Below are 21,701 nucleotides of genomic sequence, written 5' to 3' on the forward strand. Positions count from 1 at the left end.
TCCATTACATTTACGTTACATAATTGACAAATTTACTACCTATTTACCCTTTTTCATTTTCCTTGTTTAATCTTTTATATTTTTCTTGCAACTTTTTACGCAAATTGTAGACAGTTTGCCGGCTGACGCCCAGTCTCAACGCCACTTCTGTAGGAGTTTTCTCTTCAAATATCAGTAAAATTAGGCACTCCTGTTCCAGAGGACGACAATTTTGATAGAGCTCTGACAAAAATTCTTGCTGTACAACTTTTTTTTCGGCTCCGTTGCTGACCCCACCTTTTTCTAATAAAATTTCATCACCAATGTTTGCCTCTCTAAGCTTTAATTTGTTTTCTTTCCGCAACAGATCAAGCAAACGCCAGGTGACATTTTGATAGAGATAAACGTTCAATCTTATTTTAGGAGAACGCTTATAGTATTCTTCATACGCTTTAGCATAGCTGATCCGTGCTTCTTGGAGAAGATCTTCATATATCGGAGCAGTGCGCATAACATGCAATTTTTTTAAGACGCCATAGATCAACTTTTCGTGTTCAGCTTCAAATAAATACGCAAATCCTTTTTCATACATTTTTTCTCACCTCATATTTAAAACTGTTCCTACCATATAAAAAAGTTGATCTTTGTCCTAGACTGCATATCTTCATAAAAATACCTGCATTCAGACTCTGAAACACCACTTTTCCTTTAAAAATAAAGCGTTGACGCTACAGCATTGCCATGTATTTTTTTTATAAAAATTCAGTAAAAAGATAATCATGTTTATTTAATTATTTTTCTTCAATAAAGTACTTATAATATGTATAAAAAAGGAGGGTTTTATATGCATCACATCCACTTGCTCCACCTTGATAAAGAGGGATTAACACACTTATATGAAAAAGGGACCTATTTTCCTGAATTACGTTTGAATCGTTATACGACCTTATTGATCTTAGACTGTCACGAACTTGCCTTACCTAAATGCCGTTCTTTAGTTATTGACGCAGCTTTAGGCGTTGTCTTTAGCGAACGTACGACGACTTACCTCATCAACCATTTTATCGACCAACAAACAGTCGACCTGCTTTTTATCCGTACGCTCCTCACTACTCTTTTCCCAACTAAAACGCCGTGTCTTCCTTTTGTTTGGGGCGAGATCGCCTTGATGCCTTTGGGCGGGCAGACACGTCATCCAACAAGTTGGGTCATGCTCCACCATGCTTATCACAATTTTTTATCAGGTCCAAATGAAGTTACCTTTATCTTTAAACAAGATCAAACATTGCGTTTTCAGATCCCGATCAACAAAAAGATCTATACGACTAATCTGCAAACGACTCTTGATCTATATGCCACGCTCCATCATTTTATCGATGAGATCGTGACTGAATTCAATTCGAGTTTGCCACATTTAGCCCACTTAGCCCTTTCACGCTCAGAACCACAGTTTTTTCCTTCAGCCAAACAGATCTTACAAGCGCAGTTACCATTTTTTGTCGGTCTGACTTATCGTCATGCTGGGATCTTTTCACTGGAACAAGTCCAAATTTTAAGCAACCAACTTCAAAAGAAATATGGACGTTTGTAACGCTAGCTAGACTTAGATTCTATGTCTTATTGATTCACAAGCCATAAAAGTTATAATATAATGGAAATGACTATAATATGAAGCTATCCAAGGAGCGGTACGCATTATGACACAACCGATCAAAATCGTTACTGATTCATCAGTTCAATTAACGCCAGAAGAGATCAAAGAACACAACATTACGATCATTCCTCTTTCTGTTGAGGTCAATGGTAAAAACTATATCGATGGTGAGACGATCACCCGTAAAGAACTGGTAGATGAACTTAGAAAAGGCAATATCCCCAAAACAAGTCAACCAGCCATGGGACGTTTTATCGAAACATTCGATCAACTCGGAGCAGATGGTAGCAAGGTCTTAGCGATCTTGATCTCAGATGTTTTAAGTGGAACTTATGAGACTGCTCTGACGGCTGCTGAGATGTCTGAAGCCGACGTAACTGTCATCAACAGTAAATCGACCGACCGCGGGCTAGCTTTTCAAGTTTTAGCGGCTGCTAAAGATACAAAAGCCGGCAAAACGATCGCAGAGATCAAAGCACACTGCGAAGACATCTTCGCCCGCACGACGATCGATGTTTTAGTTGATAATTTAGACTGCTTAGTCGCTGGTGGACGCGTCAGTCGCTTTGCTGGAGCCTTGACAAAATTGATCAACTTAAAGATCATCGTACGTTTACGTGAACATAGTTTAGATGTTTACGCTAAAGGGCGCAGTCGAAAAACATTTATCAAACATTGCAAAGAATTAGCTGAGCGTCATCAAAACAATCCGATCGAAGCTCTCTCACTTTCAAATGTCGGGACTGATCCCGAATTTTTAGAAAAGATCAAAGATACTTTGCTCCCAGCCGACAGCCAAGCTACTTATATCGCACGCTTGACTAGCCCGATCATCATGACGCACACCGGCCTCAATGCAGTTGGGGTGATCACTTTAGCAGAAAAACCTGAACCAGAAGAATATCGTTAAATGTTTTGAGACACTCCAACGAGTGTCTCTTTTTTTGTCCTAATTGAGAATATTTTTCATTTATCTTTTGAACAATTAAATTTAAAAAAACCTTATATATCAAGCTTTTGCCACTTGTAATTGAGAATGATTTTTATTTAGAATCATTCTAATTTACTTTGTTTTTTTTGAGTGTTACGGTTTAAGTGGAAATAATAAGACTTACTTCTACTAAGAAAAAATGTGAGGTAGAACAAACACTTAAACTAAAATGAAAGGACTAGCTATCTTTTTCTTTAACCATCACATTGAGATAGCGGGACAAAACAATGAAACACTCAACTAAACTTAGTTTGATCATTTTGATCGCGCTCAGTGCAGCTGTCCTTGAATTTGGTTTTAAAGCTACTCTTAGCGCTCAGATCATCGTGACTTTGACAGGTACTCTCATGGCTTTATCAATGTTAGTCGAAATGATCAAAACTTTACGTGCTGGCAACTATGGCGTCGATCTTTTGGCGATCACTGCTGTAGCAGCGACCCTTGCGGTAGGACAATACTGGGCTTCCATGATTGTGTTGATCATGTTAGTCGGTGGTGAGTCTTTAGAAGACTATGCCGCTAAAAAAGCCCACACTGAGTTAAAAGCGTTGTTAGATAATTCGCCTCAAACTGCACACAAGTTAACAAAAGACGGAGAAACTAGTGATATCAGTGTTGAAGAAGCTCAGATCGGGGATAAACTTCTCGTTCGCCCAGGAGAAACAGTTCCTGTCGATGGACATATCATTTCTGGGAGCAGTCTCTTTGATGAAGCGAGTTTGACAGGTGAATCACGCCCGATCGCAAAAGATCAAGGCGACACGATCTACTCTGGTTCGATCAACGGTGACAGTGCGATCACGATGGAAGTCGACAAACTCGCTAAAGACAGCCAATATCAACGTCTCGTTCAATTAGTCAAAGAAGCAGACAGCACACCAGCAGATTTTGTCAGACTAGCTGATCGCTATGCCGTCCCTTTTACCGCGATCGCTTTTGTGATCGCTGGGATCGCCTGGTTCTTATCAAAAGATCCGGTTCGTTTTGCTGAAGTTTTAGTCGTTGCCTCACCTTGTCCGCTGATCTTAGCTGCTCCAGTCGCGATCGTTTCAGGGATGAGCCGTTCTTCGAGAAATGGGATCGTCGTCAAAACTGGGAATGTGCTTGAAAAGCTTGCCAGCGCTAAGACCGCAGCCTTTGATAAAACGGGCACGATCACTAGTGGGCGCTTATTTGTCGACAAGGTCGTCCCAACTTCAGGTACGACTAAAGAAGAGCTTTTACAATACGCTGCTAGCGCTGAACACTCTTCAGGTCACATTTTAGCGCGTTCACTTTTAGCTTATACTTCAAAACAAGCCCTTAGACCCTTAGCAGTCACTGAGTTGATCGAAGTTACTGGTAACGGCGTCAGCGCCAAACTCAACGAACAAACTTTAAAAGTCGGAAAAGCTTCTTTTGTCGTTTCTGAGCCTCAAAAGCTCACTTTACCAAATCAAACGAGTATCTTTGTTTCCCTTGATGGTAAATATCTTGGCTATATCTCTTTTATCGATAAATTACGGCCAGAAGCTGCTGAGACGATGCAAGTTTTAAAACGCCATGGGATCAAAAACTTATTGATGTTGACTGGTGATCAGCCACAGATCGCCCAAAAGATCGCTAAAGCCGTTGGGATCACGACGGTCAAAGCCAAACTCTTGCCTGAAGAAAAGATCCAAGCTTTAAAAGATGTGCCTAAAGCAGAGCATCCTGTGATCATGGTCGGAGATGGGGTCAACGACGCGCCTTCTTTAGCTGTGGCTGATGTGGGGATCGCCATGGGGGCTCATGGAGCGACCGCTGCTAGTGAGTCAGCAGATGTTGTCATCTTAAAAGATGATCTCCTAAAAGTCGCTAAAGCCGTCGAGATCGCCCAAGACACGATGAAGATCGCGCGCCAAGCAGTTTTGATCGGGATCTTTATTTGTATCTTCCTGATGTTAGTTGCCAGTACTGGGGTGATCCCAGCGATCATCGGAGCGCTTTTCCAAGAAGTGATCGATACCGTTTCGATCCTTTGGGGCTTACGAGCTCGTTTTTCAAAAGAAAAATAAAAAAAGACGCATTTTGTTGCTAAGGTAGCAAAATGCGTCTTTTTGAGCGAACTTTTCAACTTGTTTTTTGACGCTTAGATAGCTAAGATAAAAATAACGGAATCTAAACGAAAGGAAGGTCTCAAACAGACCTAAATCATTTTTATGCAAGCTATTTTGATCTTAGCCCACAAAGATGTCGAACACGTTAAGCGTCTGGCGCTCAAATTACAGCGCTCGTTTGCTATTTATATTCATTTTGATCAAAAATTAAAACTCACGCCAGCCGACCAGGCTTTTTTTGAAAAACATGGGATCCACTATATCTCAGAAGTCGCCGTCAACTGGGGCAGTTGGAGTATCGGCGAAGCAACAGTCCGCTTGATGCAAAAAGCGTTAGCTGACCCCTCGATCACTTACGTTCACGTTATTTCAGGACAAGACTGGGTCACTCAAAATGTCCCCAAACTCTATCAGCGTTTTGAAAATGACGACAAGATCTACATGACTTATGAGCGTGCACGTGACGTCAAAAAATCTGGAGAACCGATCATCTGGTGGCAACAATACTACTTTAACTATGACCGCATCAAACGTCGAACGCTCTTTGGTAAGATCTATCACCGCTTTTCGTTAGCTATCCAAACACTTTTACGTGTCAATAAGTTCAAACGTCTCGGGATCGAGCTTGAGATCTATGCTGGAGCTAATTGGGTCGATCTGCCACGCGATGCTGCTCTTTATTGCTTAGATTACTTAAAGACCCACCCTGATCTGCAAAAGATGCTTGCAACTGGCTGTTTTTCAGATGAATTTTGGATGCAAACGATCTTATGTAACGCACCTCAATTTACTTCACGGATCACAAACGACCATCACCGTTTCATCAAATGGGAACCACAACATGGCAGTTATCCAGCGATCTTGGACGAACGTGATCTATCTGCTTTAAAAGAAAAAGAATACTTCTTTGCGCGCAAATTAGAATCTGGTCTTTCAGATACTTTGATCGCTGAACTCGACACTCATAATCAGAATTGAGCACGAGAAATAGATGCAACATTGTATAAAAAATAGTATCATGGTTACTGAGTGCTTTATTTACCACAGCCTATTCTGAGGAAGATAAAGTTTTATTTGTTTAGCAACTAAAAATGATCCTAACAGTCTCAGATCCATTGGAAAATCAAAATGTGGAATGGATCAGTCTCTCCTGCGGATCCCTACGAGTTAGACTCGTTTTCATCAAAGAGTTTCTACGATATTTTTATGAAAGGACAGGCTATATTTTTTCCAAAAAAACGACTTAGCTCTTTTAAGTCTATTTCACACGTTATATAGCAATATCATTATGCTGATCTCTTTTATCATTCCGACTTACAATGCCGTGAAAACATTAGAAAGAACAGTCGCTAGTATCCTGGACCAACAAATGGAGACTGATTACGAAGTCTTACTTGTCGACGATGGTTCAACTGACAAGACTTTAGCATTAGCTCAAAAGTTGGCACACGATCATCCAAAAGTAAAATGTTTCACAGCAGGACACGGCGTTTCACACGCGCGAAATATCGGCTTAGCTCATGCTAAAGGAACATACATCACTTTCATCGATGCTGACGATCACTATTTACCCCAAACATTACCTCAAGTCGTAACAAAGTTGAAACAGACTGATAGCGATCTAACTATTTTTAGTTTTGAGCATGGGCAAACTCCTGTCATTTTGAATTTAGCTGGACTAGATCATGCCCAAAGTCTAGCCTTGATGCTCAGCAAGCCAACAAACTATCTCACTGCTTGGGGAAAATTCTTCAAACGTTCATTGCTTATCAAACACCAGCTCTACTTTGATGAAGAGCTCACGATGGCTGAAGATAGTGACTTTGTGATCCGCTATTTATTAGCTTGTGAAACGATCGTCTCCTCTGATTTGGTCATCTATCACTATACGATCGATACACCTTCGGCTACCCGAACTTTTGATGAGACTAAAACAGCACGTTATTTAACAGCGTTAGCTAAACTCAAACCGTTGATCGCAAAAAGTTCTGAACCGCTGACGACAAGTTTTTACAAATATGTTTTGATCCAACTAAATATCATCGCCGTGCGCACGATCTATCCGAAAAATAATCCTGAAACATCACAGGAGAAAAAGCGACGCTTAAACCGCGTCCTACACGATCCGGTGATCAGTGAAGCTTTACAAAAGATCTCACTTAAAGATTGTTTGACACCTCACTTACTTCCCGGGTTATTTTTAAAACTTCAGTGGCGCGCATTAGCGATCGCATTATTCAAATTACGTAGTCAACAAAATTATAATAAGGAAAATTCTAGCAAATAGTTATGAAATTAAAGTTTTTATGTATGTTTCTTTCTGGCACCGGTGGCACAGAGACTGTCTTAGTCAAAGTCTTGAACGAACTTTGCCATCAAAATGAGATCGAACTCATCTTGACCAATCGACCTCAAGAAGATACTTGGTTAAAAAAGCTCGATCCAAAGATCACGCTCAGTATCTACGAAGGGAAGTTCAAACGTCTTTCTCGGATCGCTTGGACTTTCTTGACCGCTTCAAAAGATACATGTTTTATCTCACTTAGTCCTAAAATGATCAAACTTGGGGCTAGGCTGCGGCAGTTATTTCACAAAGACTATAAACTTATCTCTTGGATCCATTTCTCATTAAATGAGCAAAACATGTTTGATGCGCAAACAACTTTACCGTTAGCCGACGGGCATCTGGCGATCAATTCTGTGATCAAAGAGCAACTCATCAGTTACGGGATCGCACAAGAGAAGATCTTTTTGATCCATAACCCGATCGAACCAGTCGCTAAAGCGCTCAAACCTAGCACTAAACCTAAAAGTTTCTTTTACGCTGGTCGGATCACTTTTTTAGGTCAAAAAAACCTCAAAGAACTTTTAGATGCTCTAGCTCTTGTTGAAGATGCAACGTTAGATGTCTATGGTACAGGCGAAGATCTGGAAAAATGTCAGACTTATGCTGCTTCACTAGGGATCGCAGAGCGGATCACCTGGCATGGCTTTACCGCTGAGCTTTGGGAGCAGATCAAGGTCAGGCCAAGCGCTTTGATCTTGACTTCGACCTTTGAAGGATTACCGATGATCGCGCTTGAAACTGCTGCACATGGGATCCCGATCATCTGTAGTAACTTTAATGGCTATCGGGACATTTTACAAGAAGATCGCAACGGTTTCAGTTATCAACTCCACAACATCGAGCAACTTGCCCAAAAGATGAATATGATCGATCAAGTTGCCTTTGGACCAGAGCAGATCAAGGCTAGTATCCAAGCTTTTTATCCGCAAACTTATTTTAAAAATTTTGAAAAAGCCTTGCATAAATTAAAATAGGAAGTTCTCATCACTCTCGTATGAAGTAATGAGAACTTCCTATTTATATTGCTTGCTTTTGCGGTAGTTTGGCAAACAACGCCAAGAAGATAAAATTATATGAGATATTCCAAAGGTGTTGGTCGATCCCTGAAGTTAAAATAACTAGTAGAAAACAGATGATCCAGTAATTTAGTTCAACTTTTTTGAATCTTACAAAAAGCACATAGATCAATACAAGTAGTAGTGAAAAGACAACTAGACCATGCATCATCAATGTCCGGACATACGATGAATCAAGATAGAAATAATCTAAGATCTTAAAGCCACCACCAAAACCATTTTGGTAAATGAATTGCCCTAAGATCGGAACATTATAATTTTCAAAAGCCACATGCTCATAAAAAAGCCGCCCTGACAGAAAATTATTTATCTTTGCCAACAATCCAAACTGGGGCGAGTAAAAATATCCCGACAAAATGATCACAAAAATGTAAAGCGTACTCAATAAACTTAAGGCTTGCGCACTTAACTTTTTCAAAAAAACATTTAAGCGTTCATAAAAGAAAATACATCCGATCAATAAGAGCATCAACATCAGATCGATCCGAGTATCAGTTACGACATAGATCAATAATGTCAACGCCACATAAGAGATATACTCAGCAACAGTCAACTTAAAGCGTTTTAAAACAGCATAAGCCATCATCATAAAAAAGACTCGGGAAGCTAGATCAGTTGGATAGACAGCCCCAAGAGCAAAACGTAACGCTGGTGAATCACTGCGCGTTACGATCACACTCTTTACGCTCCCTAAGCTTGAAAACACAAAGGCCAGACCGATCACAAAAAGATTGACACTGAGAAAAACTTTTAAGATCTGATCGATATTGATCCCTTGCGCACCAACGATAAAAAATAAAAAGTAAAAGATCAAAAATTCGTCGGCACTTGTTCCAACTGCAAACAAAACTACTTCCAACAAGAAAAAGATCGCTAAGTCTTTTAGATCATGTTCATCTAGAAAAACGATCTTTAATAAGACTAAAAACGCAGGTAAAGCAGAGAGATAAAAGATCCCGCGCTGGGTGATCAAAAAATTGACTAACATCGTTCCTTTGAGTGCCATCGCTAAAAGATAGATACTCAAAGCCCCTAAATAGATCCAGGTCCTTAGCTCCGGAAAGCGTGTCGTCAACTTCGCCTTGTACTTATTTCTAACCGTCATTAATTCTTCCATTATGCTCGATCCTTTTCATCTGTTAACTTTGCTACTGCAGTTTTGATAAAGTGTCCTGTACGTAATTTTTCTGCTAAAGCAACTGCATTTTTTTTCATCGTTGAATATTCTTCCGGACGCATCGTTTCTAAGCGACTGGCAACATCTGTTAAACTTTCAACGGCAAAACCCAGGTTATTTGTTTCGACAAAATCAGCGAGCGCTGCTTGGCGCCAAACAATGATCGGTAAGCCACTACTCAAATATAACGAAGCTTTATGGGGATCATTATATTTAGTATACTCACCAAAGAGCCCATCACATTCAGTCAAACTCGTTCCGTCCCAAACAAGGCCAAAATTTTGCGTCAAATATTTAGGTAATTCTTCTGGACTATAGACCCCTAAATATTGTACATTCGTCGGATAATTAGCTGCAGGATTTGGTCCAAAAAGTTTCAGCTGAAAATCAGCTTTGGCTAATTTAGTCAAAAATTTCGATTTTTCTAAATTACCAGCAAATACGACTGAACGATCAAACGTGTAAGTCTCAGCTAATTTTATCGGATTATGGTAATCAAAGAGACCTAGATCAACGAGCGGTGTTTTGATCCCTTGAGCTTTTAACCAAGCATGCATCTTTTCATTATGATCGATGATCCCGTCGACTTCATTGAAAATTCTCAATTCATTTGCCACAAATTCGGGGTCATCTTTAAAGAGCCGTAACGTTTCGATGTCATGGATCACCAGATATAATTTAGCATTTGTATATTTTCGGATCGCTGCGATCAAAACGTTTGTCAAATAAGTCGAGTAGATCGGATATTGTAACAAGATCATCTCAGCTTTGATTTTTTTTAAGACTCGGGGAATATAGACTTTGCCTAAATAAAGCTTGTGCAATTTAGCTTTAAAACTGGCATCTTCAGGATCTAGGTCGAGTTTTAACGGTAATCTTTCAAAATTTTCTTGTTCTAAAAAGTATAAAATATCTTCTTTAGCTTTAGGTCCGGCATTATTTTTCTTTGGATCTTCAATCGTTAAAATATATTTACTCATTTTTTTCCTCATCATCTAGTTTTTTGATCAAAGTTTCGATCGCCTGGCGCATAAAATATCCATGTCGCATTTTTTTTGCAATTCTGACTGTATTTTCATAAAGTTCAGTATACTCTCTAGGCGTCAAGCGGTCTAAAATATCACTTACTTCAGTTAAGCTTTTGACCGTTAGCCCACAACCATACCGTTTGATAACTTTGGCAACAGCGGCTTCTTCCCAAACAATGACGGGAAGACCAGAACTCAAATAAAGTGACGTTTTGTGGGGCGCATTATATTTGAGATATTCGCCAAAATTACCACTACACGTTGTAACTTCTGGTCCATCCCAGATCAGACCAAAATCAGCCTTGAGTTTTGTCGGTAACTCTTCAGGACTGAAGACTCCTTGATACGTGATCGAGCTAGCGTATTCATCAAGCTGTGGCTCCTTGCCAAAAAGCAGTAATTTATTTTTTAACGCATATTTTTTCAAAAAAGTTGATTTAACTAGATTCCCAGCAAAACAAAGACTCTTATCATAGGCATGTTTAGGTTGGATCGGTTGGGGATTGTCATAATCCCAAATATTCAATTCCGTGATCGGAGCCACGACATTTCTATCTCGAAGCCAAGTCGTCATTTTAGGACTCAAAGAGATCAGTCCGTCAGCCATTTGTAAAAACTCTAACTCCTGCTTATTTTCGTCAGCATGCTCTTTGCCAACATGTAATCTTAGCGCTTCGATATCATGAATGACCAAGATCAATCTGGCGCCCGAAAGATGCTTGATACCGTTCAAGATCCATCGACGGAGAAAAACTTTTCCCGAAGGAAATTGGACGATCACATTGCCCTGTCTGATCGTTAAAAAGATGAACGGTAAGACAAAAAAAACGTATAAAACTTTGGCCACTTTACCATAAGGCGTATCAATGACCTTATAACCTTCTGCTTTAAAAAACTCATTTGTATCTTCTTTTGCCTTTATCCCACCATCTGCACGTACACTATCATGCCATAATAAGACATAATTTTCCATTTTCTGAATCCTTTCCTTAAAAGCAAAAAGTAACTGCTGTAGTAACTTTATTGTATCAAAAAAATTTCTTTGATATAGCGCTACTTTTCAAAAAAAGAGCCACGCTCGTTTAATACGTGACCCTTTTTAAGCTCGCTTTACTTTACTTTTTATGATCTGCTCAACTTGAGTCAACGACGTTGGGCGTAAAATGTAGATCATCACTACATAGACCACGACGCCTAACAAGATCTCTAAAGCTAAGCTCAAGATACTTGTTTTAACTGTATTACTCAAGAAAAAGACGGGGATAAACATCACGATCCCAGCGATCAAATATTTGGGAATATTGATAAACATCTGCTTAAGTTGCACGATATTTCTAATATACCAGAGTTGGTAAGCGGTCACCATAACTTCAGAAAGTACAGTTGCAAACATTGCCCCATTCAAGCCCCAGAGATAGATAAATGGGAAGTTGATGATGATATTGATGATCGCGCCTAACATGACCGAAGTCGTAAAGGCTTTGACTTTATTTGTTGGTAGTAGATATTGTGTCCCAACGGCATTACTCCAGGCGATCAAAATGATCACAATAGATTCGATCAACATCGCTGGCCCAACTGGTCCAAAACCTGCGCCAAAGAAATATGGACCTAATTGAAGTGAGATCGCAGCGATCCCAAACATCATCGCCATCGATAAGAGTGAGATAAAATCAAACGATGTATAGAGCAACTTATTGACTTTTTCTTTATCTCCCTTAGCAAAAGCTGCCGCCATATGCGGTAACATAACTGTTCCAAGCGAAGTCGCTAACGTCAAGACGATCTTGATCAACTGATCAGCATTATTGTAATAACCAGAATACTTCGCACCGATCATCGCCCCAAGCATCGTTTTATTCAACTGCAAGTAAACTGAAGTCGCAACTTGCGGGATAAATAACGAGACAGTCGCATTGAAATGCTTGAACGGATGCAGATCACGTAACTTGACTGGCACTAGCAATTTACGCAATTGTGGCCATAAGATCAAATTCCCAAGTAAGGCTGAAAAGCCCACAATAAAGATATAGAGACCAACATCGCCAGCATCTCTAACTAAAGTCAAGATCAAGACGACTGATAACAATTTAACAAACGTATTGCGGATCACAGTCTTTTTAAAATCTTCGATCCCCATATATAGCCATGAGATATCAAACGCGACCGCGATGACGTTGATCGATTGGATCCACAGATACCACGTATATTTCGTGTAGATCTGTAAAAAGATGATGAACCCGATATATGTTACTAAGGTCGTTAACGTCTTTAAGATCTGGATCTCCCAAAAAGTTTCTGAGAGTTTTTGCCGATCTTCTCTGCGATAAGCGATCTCACGGTTGCCATAATAACCGACACCAAGACCTGCAACTAAAACAAAATATTGGATGATCGAATTCGTATATGCATTAGCACCGACACCAGAAGCGTGTAGCACACGGCTGATATACGGACTTGTGATCAACGGAACGATGATCGCTAAGACTTGATAACCCGCATTATAGAGGTAATTGCGGAGAACCTTCATTTTTATTCACCAAATTCCTGTGCAACTGTTGTCAAAGCAGCAGAGATAACTTGATCCATATTATAATAACGATACTGGCCTAAACGCCCACCAAAGATCACATTTTGAGCTTCATTAGCTGCCAATTCTTGATATTTTGTATAAAGTGAATTGTTCTTCTTATCGTTGACTGGATAATATGGTTCATCGCCCCGTTTCCAGTCAGCTGGATATTCACGGGTGATCACAGTCTTATCTTTATCACCTTTGCCGAATTCAAAGTGTTTATGTTCAATGATCCGAGTGTATGGTGTTTTGGCATCTGTATAGTTGACGACTGCATTTCCTTGGTAGTTATCAACATCTAAGTTTTCTGTTTCAAAGCGTAAGCTCCGATATTCTAATTCACCTAATTTGTAATCAAAGAATTGATCGATCATCCCAGTGAAGAGAACTTTATCATAATCAGCTAAATACTGGTCTTTCTTGTCAAAGAAGTCAGTCTTTGTCTTAACTGTGATCTGGGGATGATCCAACATCTTTTCAACGATCTGAGTATAACCGCCGATCGGGATCCCTTGGTATGTATCGTTGAAATAGTTATTATCGTAAGTCAAACGTACTGGTAAACGTCGGATGATGAAAGCTGGTAATTCTGTTGCTTTCCGCCCCCATTGTTTTTCCGTGTAGCCTTTGATCAATTTTTCATAAATATCAGTTCCGATCAAAGAGATCGCTTGTTCTTCTAGATTTTCTGGTTTTTTACCTTTTAAGACTGCACGTTGTTCATCGATCTTAGCTTGGGCTTCTTCTGGTGTCACGACTCCCCAAAGCTTATTGAACGTATTCATATTGAATGGTAAGTTATAGATCTCACCGTTGTAATTTGCGATCGGTGTATTTGTGTACCGATTGAATTCTGCAAACTGATTGACATATTCCCAAACTTTTTTATTTGAAGTGTGGAAAATATGTGCGCCATATTGATGAACTTGGATCCCGTTGACCTCTTTTGTGTAAATATTACCTGCAAGATGATCACGTTTTTCGATCACAGTCACTTCATGCCCTCGCTTAGCAGCTTCATTTGCAAAAACAGCTCCAAACAAACCTGCACCAACAACTAAATATTTAGACATTATTATGTATCCTCCAAAAATGTTCAATTTATTTAATCAAACAAAAAGCCGTCTAAAGACGGTGATCCTTTTTGCATTATACCACATAACATTATGTGCGCCTACTTTTCCAAAAGAGCAAATATCAATAAAAAAATATTACCAAGTTTTTGATGTTGCTAAAAACAATTTTTTCACTAGATTTCTCATGATCAAGTAAGCCGTTTCCTACTCAAGTTATCCTACAAAAAAGCAGCTAAAGATCTTTGTTTTTGATCTTAAGCTACTCGAGCATATTTCACTGTGAAATATTTTGACTCTGTTTAGTTTTATTGCCTCGTTTGCAAGAGCTTAAGCTACCATACACCAACAAAATAAAGATCGTTGAAACTGAAATGATCTTTGCCAGCTTGATCTTATTATTTGGTACATATACAACTTTGACATCATACTTGCCCTTATTTAGATCTACAAGCACTGTATGCCGACTAGATATGCCTGACATTATTTGTTTTTTGTTAGCGTAGACTTTGTATTTAAAGCCACCGTAGGCTAACATTGGTAGATCGACCTTTGATCGTTGAGTAAGTGTAATATCTTTAAATACCACACCATTGACGATCCCTTTTGTTTTTACAACTTTAGTCTGCCCATTGATAATAGCTCTATGATCTTCTAAAGCGCTATAGTATTCAGTCGCTTTCTGAGGCCAATAATCCAAACTTCCTACGCCATTATAATTTTTATTGACTATATTGTTATAATTTTTTGTATTACTTATTTTAAAGTTGACAAATGGCAAGCTCTTTGTCATTGTTGGCCTATAATCTAATTCTGTATAAGCAGTTCTAGCATTAAAAAAATCTATACTATTGCTGAGCCATAAAAGGACTGATAAAGTGAGCAAGACGCCACAATAGACTCTTCTAGAAAAAATTTCAACAAAAAGTCGGTCAGAGACTGAAACGACCAGTGCAATGACTAGAAAGACTAATAATACTCTAAATCTTCCAGGCCACTGGATCATTTTTAGCGGTGTTTTGGAAAGATAATACCATAAAAAATTAGAAATATTAGTTAACATGACTGCATAGATCAAGGCATACATCGCTAAATATTTTTCAGAAACAGTAAATTTTTTCCAGGCACAGAGACTAATTATAAAGGCAAGCGCCACAACTATCCCTAAGATCACATTTATTAATGAATTAGAAAAAGAAGCAAGATTTTCACCTGTTATCGCCGCTTTAAACTCTGTAGTGTATATTGTGGTATCACTGTATATGCTCCTAAACGAGACCCAATAAAATAAAGTTGCACTGATCGTTACTAAGATAGCCAAGCCAAAATAAATATAACGTCTCACATCAATCTGCTTTACAAGAGCTGTTAGGAATAATAATGCTACTAAAGATGAATATATCAATGTGCTGAGCAAATGAGTATATATCACCCCTGTCATACCCAAACTAAGGATCCACCATTCTCGCATATTCGTAAAGAAGATCGCATAAGCTCCATAAGCGATCATTGGCAAGAACAACATTGCTGAAGCTTGGCCTAAGCTAAAGCTTCCAAAATAGATATCAAAGCTGTAGGCAGAATAGGTATATAAAAGCGCAAATAGTACGGCTTTATATCTTGAATGCCAAAATTTATATGCGCTAAAATATGCGATCACACTCGTTAAAAGCAATAATATGTATATCCCTAAATAAATTGCAGTTATTTTGTTTTTTACGACTAACATGGCTACTGCTAGCGGATATACAGGTAAAACACCATACACCATATTTACTGCTGTCCCGACATTATTCAAACTTTGAGTATTCAAGTAACTAAATATATGCCCACTTTTCAATGTATTATATACTTCTGATACTCTATTTAGATGAAATCCCATATCAACACCAGTATACAAGATCCCATGCCTAATAAAGGGTACGATAGCGATCAGCCCCGTAACTGTCAGCAAGAGTAGATCCCAAAACATTTTTTTATTTCTTACCAAAATTGATGACCCACTATACTTCTTTCCTAAATACAATGTGATTTCAGAAAGAAGATAGTTTTTCCTTTCCTAATTATTTTCAACACAAATCTTTTTTTACCTTGTTGGGTTTAAAAGTCAGCTATCCAACCGACTGTTTTGCTCTAGCTCTTTTCTGTCTGCTTTTAGACGCCTCCCCAATTGAGCACATGCTGCTAACGGTAGAATATTATATGAAATACTCCAAAAATGGTGATTGATCGCCATACTGAGCACGACAAGCAAAAGAGCGGCAACAATACTATAAGCCTGCACTTGAAAGCTTCTTTTAACAAGCTGACCTAATAAGCAAAGCATGCCAACAAAAAAGACGATCCCAAACATCATTAATGCCTGAATAAAAGCAGAATCAATGAAATAATAAATAGCGTATCCACGCGGATCACCAGTACCATTTTGATAAATATATTGACCAAAAAGGCGAAGTGGGTAGTTATCAAAGGCGATCTTGCCAAAAAATAACCGTCGTGAAAGTAAAATATCTAGCTTTTGATAGAAGGGAGACATGGGAGCATAAGCATACGTGAGCAATAGATCTAGGCCTGCATACGCCATGATCGCTCCACTAACTTTTAACGCTCCTATTTTTTTCAAGAAATAGAATAAATATCTCTGGTAGCGTAACATTCCTAATAATAACAGCATCAAAAGTGCATCTAAACGGCTATTAGTCACTGCAAAAACTAGAGTTGCGATCAAACTTAAATAAACTAGCTCTTGTCGGTTTAATTTAAAGTCTCGATAAATAGCATAAGCTAACATTACATAAAAAATATGCGAAGCTAGATCTGAGGGAGACGCTAAACCTAAACCAGCGCGTGGGATCCCTTCCCCTTCTCGCCAAAGAATATTATTAGGAAGTAGCTTCAAAAGCGTCGCCCCATAAACACCGAACAACAAACTCAGTTCGGTGATAAGATACGTCTTTAATATCTTTTGATAGGCGATCTTATAGGCGCCTAACATAAAACACGTAATAAAAAACGGATCAAGCTCGCGAGCTTGCTTACACACAACAAATAATAAGGTGAGTCCTCCACCAAATACTAAAAGTTTTTTCAAATCATGCTGATCTAAAAAGAAAACTTTAACTAAGACTAAAAAGGCTGCGAACTGTGAAAATCGTAAAAAGAGGACGATCGTATTTAAGCCATAGACTCTAGAAAACGTTGTTCCTGCCATAAAATTAACGATTAAATACAAAACTAAACTAAAGAAATATAATCGTTCACCTAATCTATTTTGATTCAAGTCCAGTGTTTTTATCATGATCATTTCATCCTTAAATCACACTTCTTCTTTAAAAGCCCAAAAGCGTTGCCCTAGATAATTCAAGCCAACAAAAAAGACTGAACCAGCTAACATTGCAAGATTATTTTGCACATGTTGATCAAAACCTGTGAACATCCAGACTGCTAATGGCTTCGCCACTCCATAAGCGATCAGGTAGCAAACCGTGATATTGACCGTAAATTTAACGATCGTCACTATACTTTTTGACTTATTTTGGAAAGTATAGTGTTTATTCAAAAAATAACTTAAAATACTGCCAAAAATATAATTAGAAGCCGATGATACCCAATAACTGAAATGAAAGAAGTTATAAAAGATAAACATTATGCCCATCCCAAAAATCGTATTGACGATCCCTACTAAGATGAACTTCAACATCGTTTTATCAAATAAATTTTTAAGTTTACTTATGATAAGTATCAGTCCCTATATCTTATTTTTTCTTCTTGAATAGTGTAACACATGCTTTTTTTCTTCTAAAACTGCTATTTACCAATTGAAAAAGTTCCTCGATCTGCTAGATTTGTTTCACGTGGAACATCATTTATTTCTTTTCTTTGATAATATAGACCGGTCTATTTTTCACCTCAGTAAAAATTTTCCCGATATATTTGCCAACGATCCCCAAACAAAAGAGTTGGATCCCGCCGATAAATAACATGATACAAATAGTAGAAGCCCAACCACTCGTTGGATCACCGTGGACTAAGTAACGAATAATGATAAATAAGATCGCAAGTCCTGAGATCACTGAGGAGCCAAAACCAACGAAGGCCGCAATATCAAGTGGAAACTGCGAAAAATTTACGATCCCGTCGATCGAATATTTAAAGAGACTCCAAAAATTCCAACTAGTTTTACCGGCTACTCGTTCTTGATTTTCATAATTTAAATATTTAGTTTTAAAGCCGACCCAACTAAAGATCCCCTTAGAAAAGCGATTATATTCACTCATTTGAAGGATCGCATCGACCATTTGACGGGTCATCAACCGATAATCACGTGCGCCATCAACGATCTCTGTGTCTGAGATCTTATTGATCAGCCTATAAAACATTCGCGCAAAAAACGATCGTACTGGTGGTTCTCCTGCCCGATCGATCCGGCGAGTCCCCACACAATCATAGTCACTTGTCTCCACGATCTCAAGCATCTCAGGCAACATCGCTGGCGGATCTTGCAGATCGACATCCATTACGGTCACATAATCGCCGGTAGCTTCGCGCAATCCACAATATAGTGCTGCTTCCTTTCCAAAGTTACGTGAGAATGAAACATAGTGGACATGCTTAGGATCTTTGGCCTGTAACGCTTGCATCTCTTTTAAAGAATTATCTGTCGAACCATCATTAATAAACCAATATTCTAGTTCGACTCCTTTGAGTTGATCTTTTATTTCCTCTACTGCTTGATAAAATAAAGGGATCGACTCTTCTTCAAAATAACATGGAACAATGATCGATAATTTTTTTGTCATGATATATTCCTCTAACTTAATAATAATTGCTTTATGGTATCAAGATCTTACCTAGACGGAGCTTTTTGATCAACAATACACAAGGCGTGAGTATAAAATATGCGATGATCGGCAGGATTAAAATATGGATCAATGAACTCAAAACCTCAAGGTAAGCCGGCCAATCTCTAACAGATGTTTTGAAGACGATCTTATCAAAAAATGCATAGAATAGTGGGTGTAATATATATATCCCTAAACTTGCACCTGAAAAAATTTGAAAACTGGCTAAAATTTTTTCATTATTGATCTGCGCAACTACTCGTTTAACGATCAAATATAAAGCGACCGAGTATAAAAATGACGAGTAACCACTTAAGAAAATATATTTACCGTCAGTGATCACATCTGCAAGCGAAGCACTCAAAGTGAGCAAGCCTAAAAAGATCAAAATATTTTGAACCCGCTTAGAAAAATAATCTTCTCTGATCAAATAGCCCATTAAAAAAAAGCCTAGCCACGACGATGTAAGTAACGGTTGTGCAATATGTTGCGTAACAAGTTGATAACCTGTTACATGGCTCACATAACTTAAGACATCATTAAAAAAGAAATAAATACAAACGACATAACACAAAACGTCTTTGTGCTTATCTACTAAAGTTGAAAAGATCGGTGTCACTAAATATAAAGCAATAATTGCATAAAAGAACCAAAAAAGATTATTGATATCATTATTCAAAAAAGCTTTGATAAATTTAGCAAAACTTATCCCTGCACTATGATCAGATGGTCCAGGAAACGCTCTGAATTTTGCATCAAAAAAATAATAAGCGAGCGACCAAAATAAAAAAGGTAGTCCGACTCTTAGAAAACGTCTTTTAGCAAATTCTGCTGTTGTTTGTCGTTTGCGATAAGTAAGTAAAGTTGCCCCTGAGTTCATGAAAAAGATAAAAACAGCGGGAATGCATACTGCCTGTAATATTGTCGCTAATAGATAATTCGGTGCATCTTTACCCCCAAAATGAGCTAACTGTGCTGAATGTAAAACTAACACAAAAAAAATAGCGATACAATTTAATACATCTATGTAATTCAACCTTACTCTCTTCATTCTCATTCCCCGATCTTTCAGTTAGTTATGTAGATCTTTAGCTTAGAACTACTATATACACTAAGAAGTATATTACATTTTTTTGCACTATACTACAAATTTTGACTTACTATTGTTAAAAATTTCAACTTGCATGTCCCTAGCCTTAATGGTATTCTAACCTTATAACAATCTCATGGAGGTCAATTATGCTATATTTTAGAGCATTGATAAACTTGAACAATAACACAACGACCACCACCTCAACCACAACTATTTAAGCTGGTTGGGGCTCTTTGAGATAATTACAGATGCCGATAAAAGCTAACTGACCAGCCTAAGACTAACTAGATCTTCAGGAGGGCAGTTAGCTTTTTTATCTATTCAACAAGAAATGGGGAATTTATTATGAGTAAGGAACAAAATGAGCAATCGCATCAACATTTGAATCGCTCATTGACATCAGGCCAAATGGAAATGATCGCCTTAGGTGGCACGATCGGAGTCGGACTTTTCATGGGATCAACTTCAACGATCAAATGGACTGGTCCTTCTGTCTTACTTGCTTATGCTTTTGTTGGGATCGTTTTATACGCAGTAATGCGTGCTTTAGGTGAAATGATCTACATCAAACCTGGGACAGGATCTTTCGCTGATTATGCCACTGATTACATCCATCCTTTAGCAGGATATTTAACTAAATGGAGCAATATTTTTCAATATATCGTTGTTGGGATCAGTGAAGTCATCGCTGTGACACAATACTTGAACTTTTGGTGGCCTGATCTACCCGACTGGGTCTCAGGCCTTGTCGTGATCATCACTTTGACTTTAGCTAATCTGGCTTCTGCTAAAGCTTATGGAACGCTTGAATTTTATTTTGCGTTGATCAAAGTCGTGACGATCGTTTTGATGATCGTTGTTGGTCTGATGGTGATCTTTTTAGGTTTTGGTAACGGTTGGCATCCACTTGGACTTTCAAACCTTTGGTCACATGGCGGTTTCTTCACTGGTGGCTTTAAAGGCTTTATGTTTTCACTTTCGATCATCGTCGGTTCTTATCAAGGGATCGAACTTTTAGGGATCACTGCTGGGGAGGCTGCTGATCCTAAAAATGCGATCGTATCAGCAGTCAAATCGATCGTGTGGCGGATCTTGATCTTTTATATTGGTGCGATCTTTGTGATCGTTACGATCTATCCTTGGGATCAACTAGCTGCGATCGGCTCACCTTTTGTTGAAACATTTTCTAAAGTCGGGATCACTGGAGCTGCTTCGATCATCAACTTTGTTGTTTTGACAGCAGCTATGTCTGGGGCCAACTCAGGGATCTATAGCTCGAGTCGAATGCTCTTTAAACTTTCGATCGACCGTGAAGCACCAAAAGTCTTTAGTAGACTTTCTAAACACGTTGTGCCAAATATCGCGATCTTAGCGATCTCAGGTGGGATCTTACTTGGCTTTATCTTAAATATCATCATGACAAGTTTGAGCAAAAGTACAGCTAATCTTTTCGTGGTCGTTTATAGTTCCAGTGTTTTACCTGGGATGATCCCGTGGTTTGTGATCTTACTTTCTGAACTGCGTTTTCGACGCCAAAACCAAACAGCACTGACAGAGCATCCTTTTAAGATGCCACTTTACCCTTTTTCAAATTATTTTGCGATCATCTCGCTTTTAGTGATCATGATCTTTATGTTCATCAATCCAGATACGCGCGTCTCAGTCTCAGTCGGAGCGGCCTTTCTCCTGCTCTTAACAGTGATCTTTTTCCTCAAAGAGCGTAAGAAATAACTAAAATGAGGCTGAAAAAACTCGATCACTAAGTAAAAATAACTAGTTATGACATTAG

18 protein-coding genes are annotated in these 21,701 nt (G+C 38.6%); 7 read left to right on the forward strand and 11 right to left on the reverse strand.

Annotated elements, in window-relative coordinates:
• Positions 1–43: 43 nt before the first annotated feature.
• A complete protein-coding gene (locus QFX10_RS03080; RefSeq protein ID WP_280606758.1) occupies positions 44–571 on the reverse strand; it encodes an RNA polymerase sigma factor in 528 nt (175 codons plus the stop codon).
• Between the two features lie 252 nt (positions 572–823).
• Between QFX10_RS03080 and QFX10_RS03085 the strand changes: the two genes are divergently transcribed.
• From QFX10_RS03085 to QFX10_RS03110, 6 genes are all read left to right on the forward strand, one after another.
• Entirely contained in the window at positions 824–1,570 is a 747-nt protein-coding gene (locus tag QFX10_RS03085) for a hypothetical protein (RefSeq protein WP_280606759.1), read from the forward strand.
• Positions 1,571–1,676: 106 nt separating this feature from the next.
• The gene (locus QFX10_RS03090; RefSeq protein WP_280606760.1) at positions 1,677–2,543 is read left to right on the forward strand and encodes a DegV family protein; all 867 of its coding nucleotides are present in this window, start codon (positions 1,677–1,679) and stop codon (positions 2,541–2,543) included.
• 308 nt (positions 2,544–2,851) lie between these two features.
• Positions 2,852–4,660, forward strand: a complete 1,809-nt coding sequence (locus QFX10_RS03095; RefSeq protein ID WP_280606761.1) for a heavy metal translocating P-type ATPase — start codon at positions 2,852–2,854, stop codon at positions 4,658–4,660.
• A gap of 144 nt (positions 4,661–4,804) precedes the next feature.
• Positions 4,805–5,680 carry a beta-1,6-N-acetylglucosaminyltransferase gene (locus QFX10_RS03100; protein WP_280606762.1) on the forward strand — a complete coding sequence of 292 codons (876 nt, stop codon included), beginning with the start codon at positions 4,805–4,807 and terminating at the stop codon, positions 5,678–5,680.
• A 310-nt stretch (positions 5,681–5,990) separates the two neighbouring features.
• Positions 5,991–6,989 (forward strand): glycosyltransferase family 2 protein, encoded by a 999-nt coding sequence (locus QFX10_RS03105; RefSeq protein ID WP_280606763.1) that lies wholly within the window; start codon positions 5,991–5,993, stop codon positions 6,987–6,989.
• Between the two features lie 2 nt (positions 6,990–6,991).
• Positions 6,992–8,023: a glycosyltransferase gene (locus QFX10_RS03110; RefSeq protein WP_280606764.1), complete on the forward strand. Its 1,032-nt coding sequence runs from the start codon at positions 6,992–6,994 to the stop codon at positions 8,021–8,023.
• Positions 8,024–8,066: 43 nt separating this feature from the next.
• Here QFX10_RS03110 and QFX10_RS03115 read toward each other — a convergent pair whose 3' ends face one another.
• The 10 genes from QFX10_RS03115 to QFX10_RS03160 form a co-directional block, all read right to left on the reverse strand.
• A complete protein-coding gene (locus tag QFX10_RS03115; RefSeq protein ID WP_280606765.1) occupies positions 8,067–9,242 on the reverse strand; it encodes a hypothetical protein in 1,176 nt (391 codons plus the stop codon).
• Positions 9,242–10,282, reverse strand: a complete 1,041-nt coding sequence (locus tag QFX10_RS03120) for a glycosyltransferase (protein WP_280606766.1) — start codon at positions 10,280–10,282, stop codon at positions 9,242–9,244. Before QFX10_RS03120 ends, QFX10_RS03115 begins: the two co-directional genes overlap by 1 nt.
• Entirely contained in the window at positions 10,275–11,303 is a 1,029-nt protein-coding gene (locus QFX10_RS03125) for a glycosyltransferase (protein WP_280606767.1), read from the reverse strand. Before QFX10_RS03125 ends, QFX10_RS03120 begins: the two co-directional genes overlap by 8 nt.
• Before the next feature lie 126 nt (positions 11,304–11,429).
• Complete coding sequence (locus QFX10_RS03130; RefSeq protein ID WP_280606768.1) at positions 11,430–12,860, reverse strand: oligosaccharide flippase family protein; 1,431 nt, start codon at positions 12,858–12,860, stop codon at positions 11,430–11,432.
• A gap of 2 nt (positions 12,861–12,862) precedes the next feature.
• Positions 12,863–13,978 carry a UDP-galactopyranose mutase gene (gene glf, locus QFX10_RS03135; RefSeq protein WP_280606769.1) on the reverse strand — a complete coding sequence of 372 codons (1,116 nt, stop codon included), beginning with the start codon at positions 13,976–13,978 and terminating at the stop codon, positions 12,863–12,865.
• Positions 13,979–14,255: 277 nt separating this feature from the next.
• Entirely contained in the window at positions 14,256–15,968 is a 1,713-nt protein-coding gene (locus QFX10_RS03140) for a putative glycosyltransferase family protein (protein WP_280606770.1), read from the reverse strand.
• A 117-nt stretch (positions 15,969–16,085) separates the two neighbouring features.
• Positions 16,086–17,276, reverse strand: coding sequence for a hypothetical protein (locus tag QFX10_RS03145; protein ID WP_280606771.1), 1,191 nt, complete (start codon positions 17,274–17,276; stop codon positions 16,086–16,088).
• An 18-nt stretch (positions 17,277–17,294) separates the two neighbouring features.
• Complete coding sequence (locus QFX10_RS03150) at positions 17,295–17,678, reverse strand: GtrA family protein (RefSeq protein ID WP_280606772.1); 384 nt, start codon at positions 17,676–17,678, stop codon at positions 17,295–17,297.
• A 166-nt stretch (positions 17,679–17,844) separates the two neighbouring features.
• Positions 17,845–18,777: a glycosyltransferase family 2 protein gene (locus QFX10_RS03155; RefSeq protein WP_280606773.1), complete on the reverse strand. Its 933-nt coding sequence runs from the start codon at positions 18,775–18,777 to the stop codon at positions 17,845–17,847.
• Between the two features lie 31 nt (positions 18,778–18,808).
• Complete coding sequence (locus tag QFX10_RS03160; RefSeq protein WP_280606774.1) at positions 18,809–19,870, reverse strand: acyltransferase; 1,062 nt, start codon at positions 19,868–19,870, stop codon at positions 18,809–18,811.
• Positions 19,871–20,257: 387 nt separating this feature from the next.
• Between QFX10_RS03160 and QFX10_RS03165 the strand changes: the two genes are divergently transcribed.
• Positions 20,258–21,643 carry an amino acid permease gene (locus QFX10_RS03165; RefSeq protein WP_280606775.1) on the forward strand — a complete coding sequence of 462 codons (1,386 nt, stop codon included), beginning with the start codon at positions 20,258–20,260 and terminating at the stop codon, positions 21,641–21,643.
• Positions 21,644–21,701: the final 58 nt, after the last annotated feature.

Origin of the sequence: Ligilactobacillus faecis (genome assembly GCF_029889745.1) — a bacterium.
GTDB classification, from domain to species: domain Bacteria; phylum Bacillota; class Bacilli; order Lactobacillales; family Lactobacillaceae; genus Ligilactobacillus; species Ligilactobacillus faecis.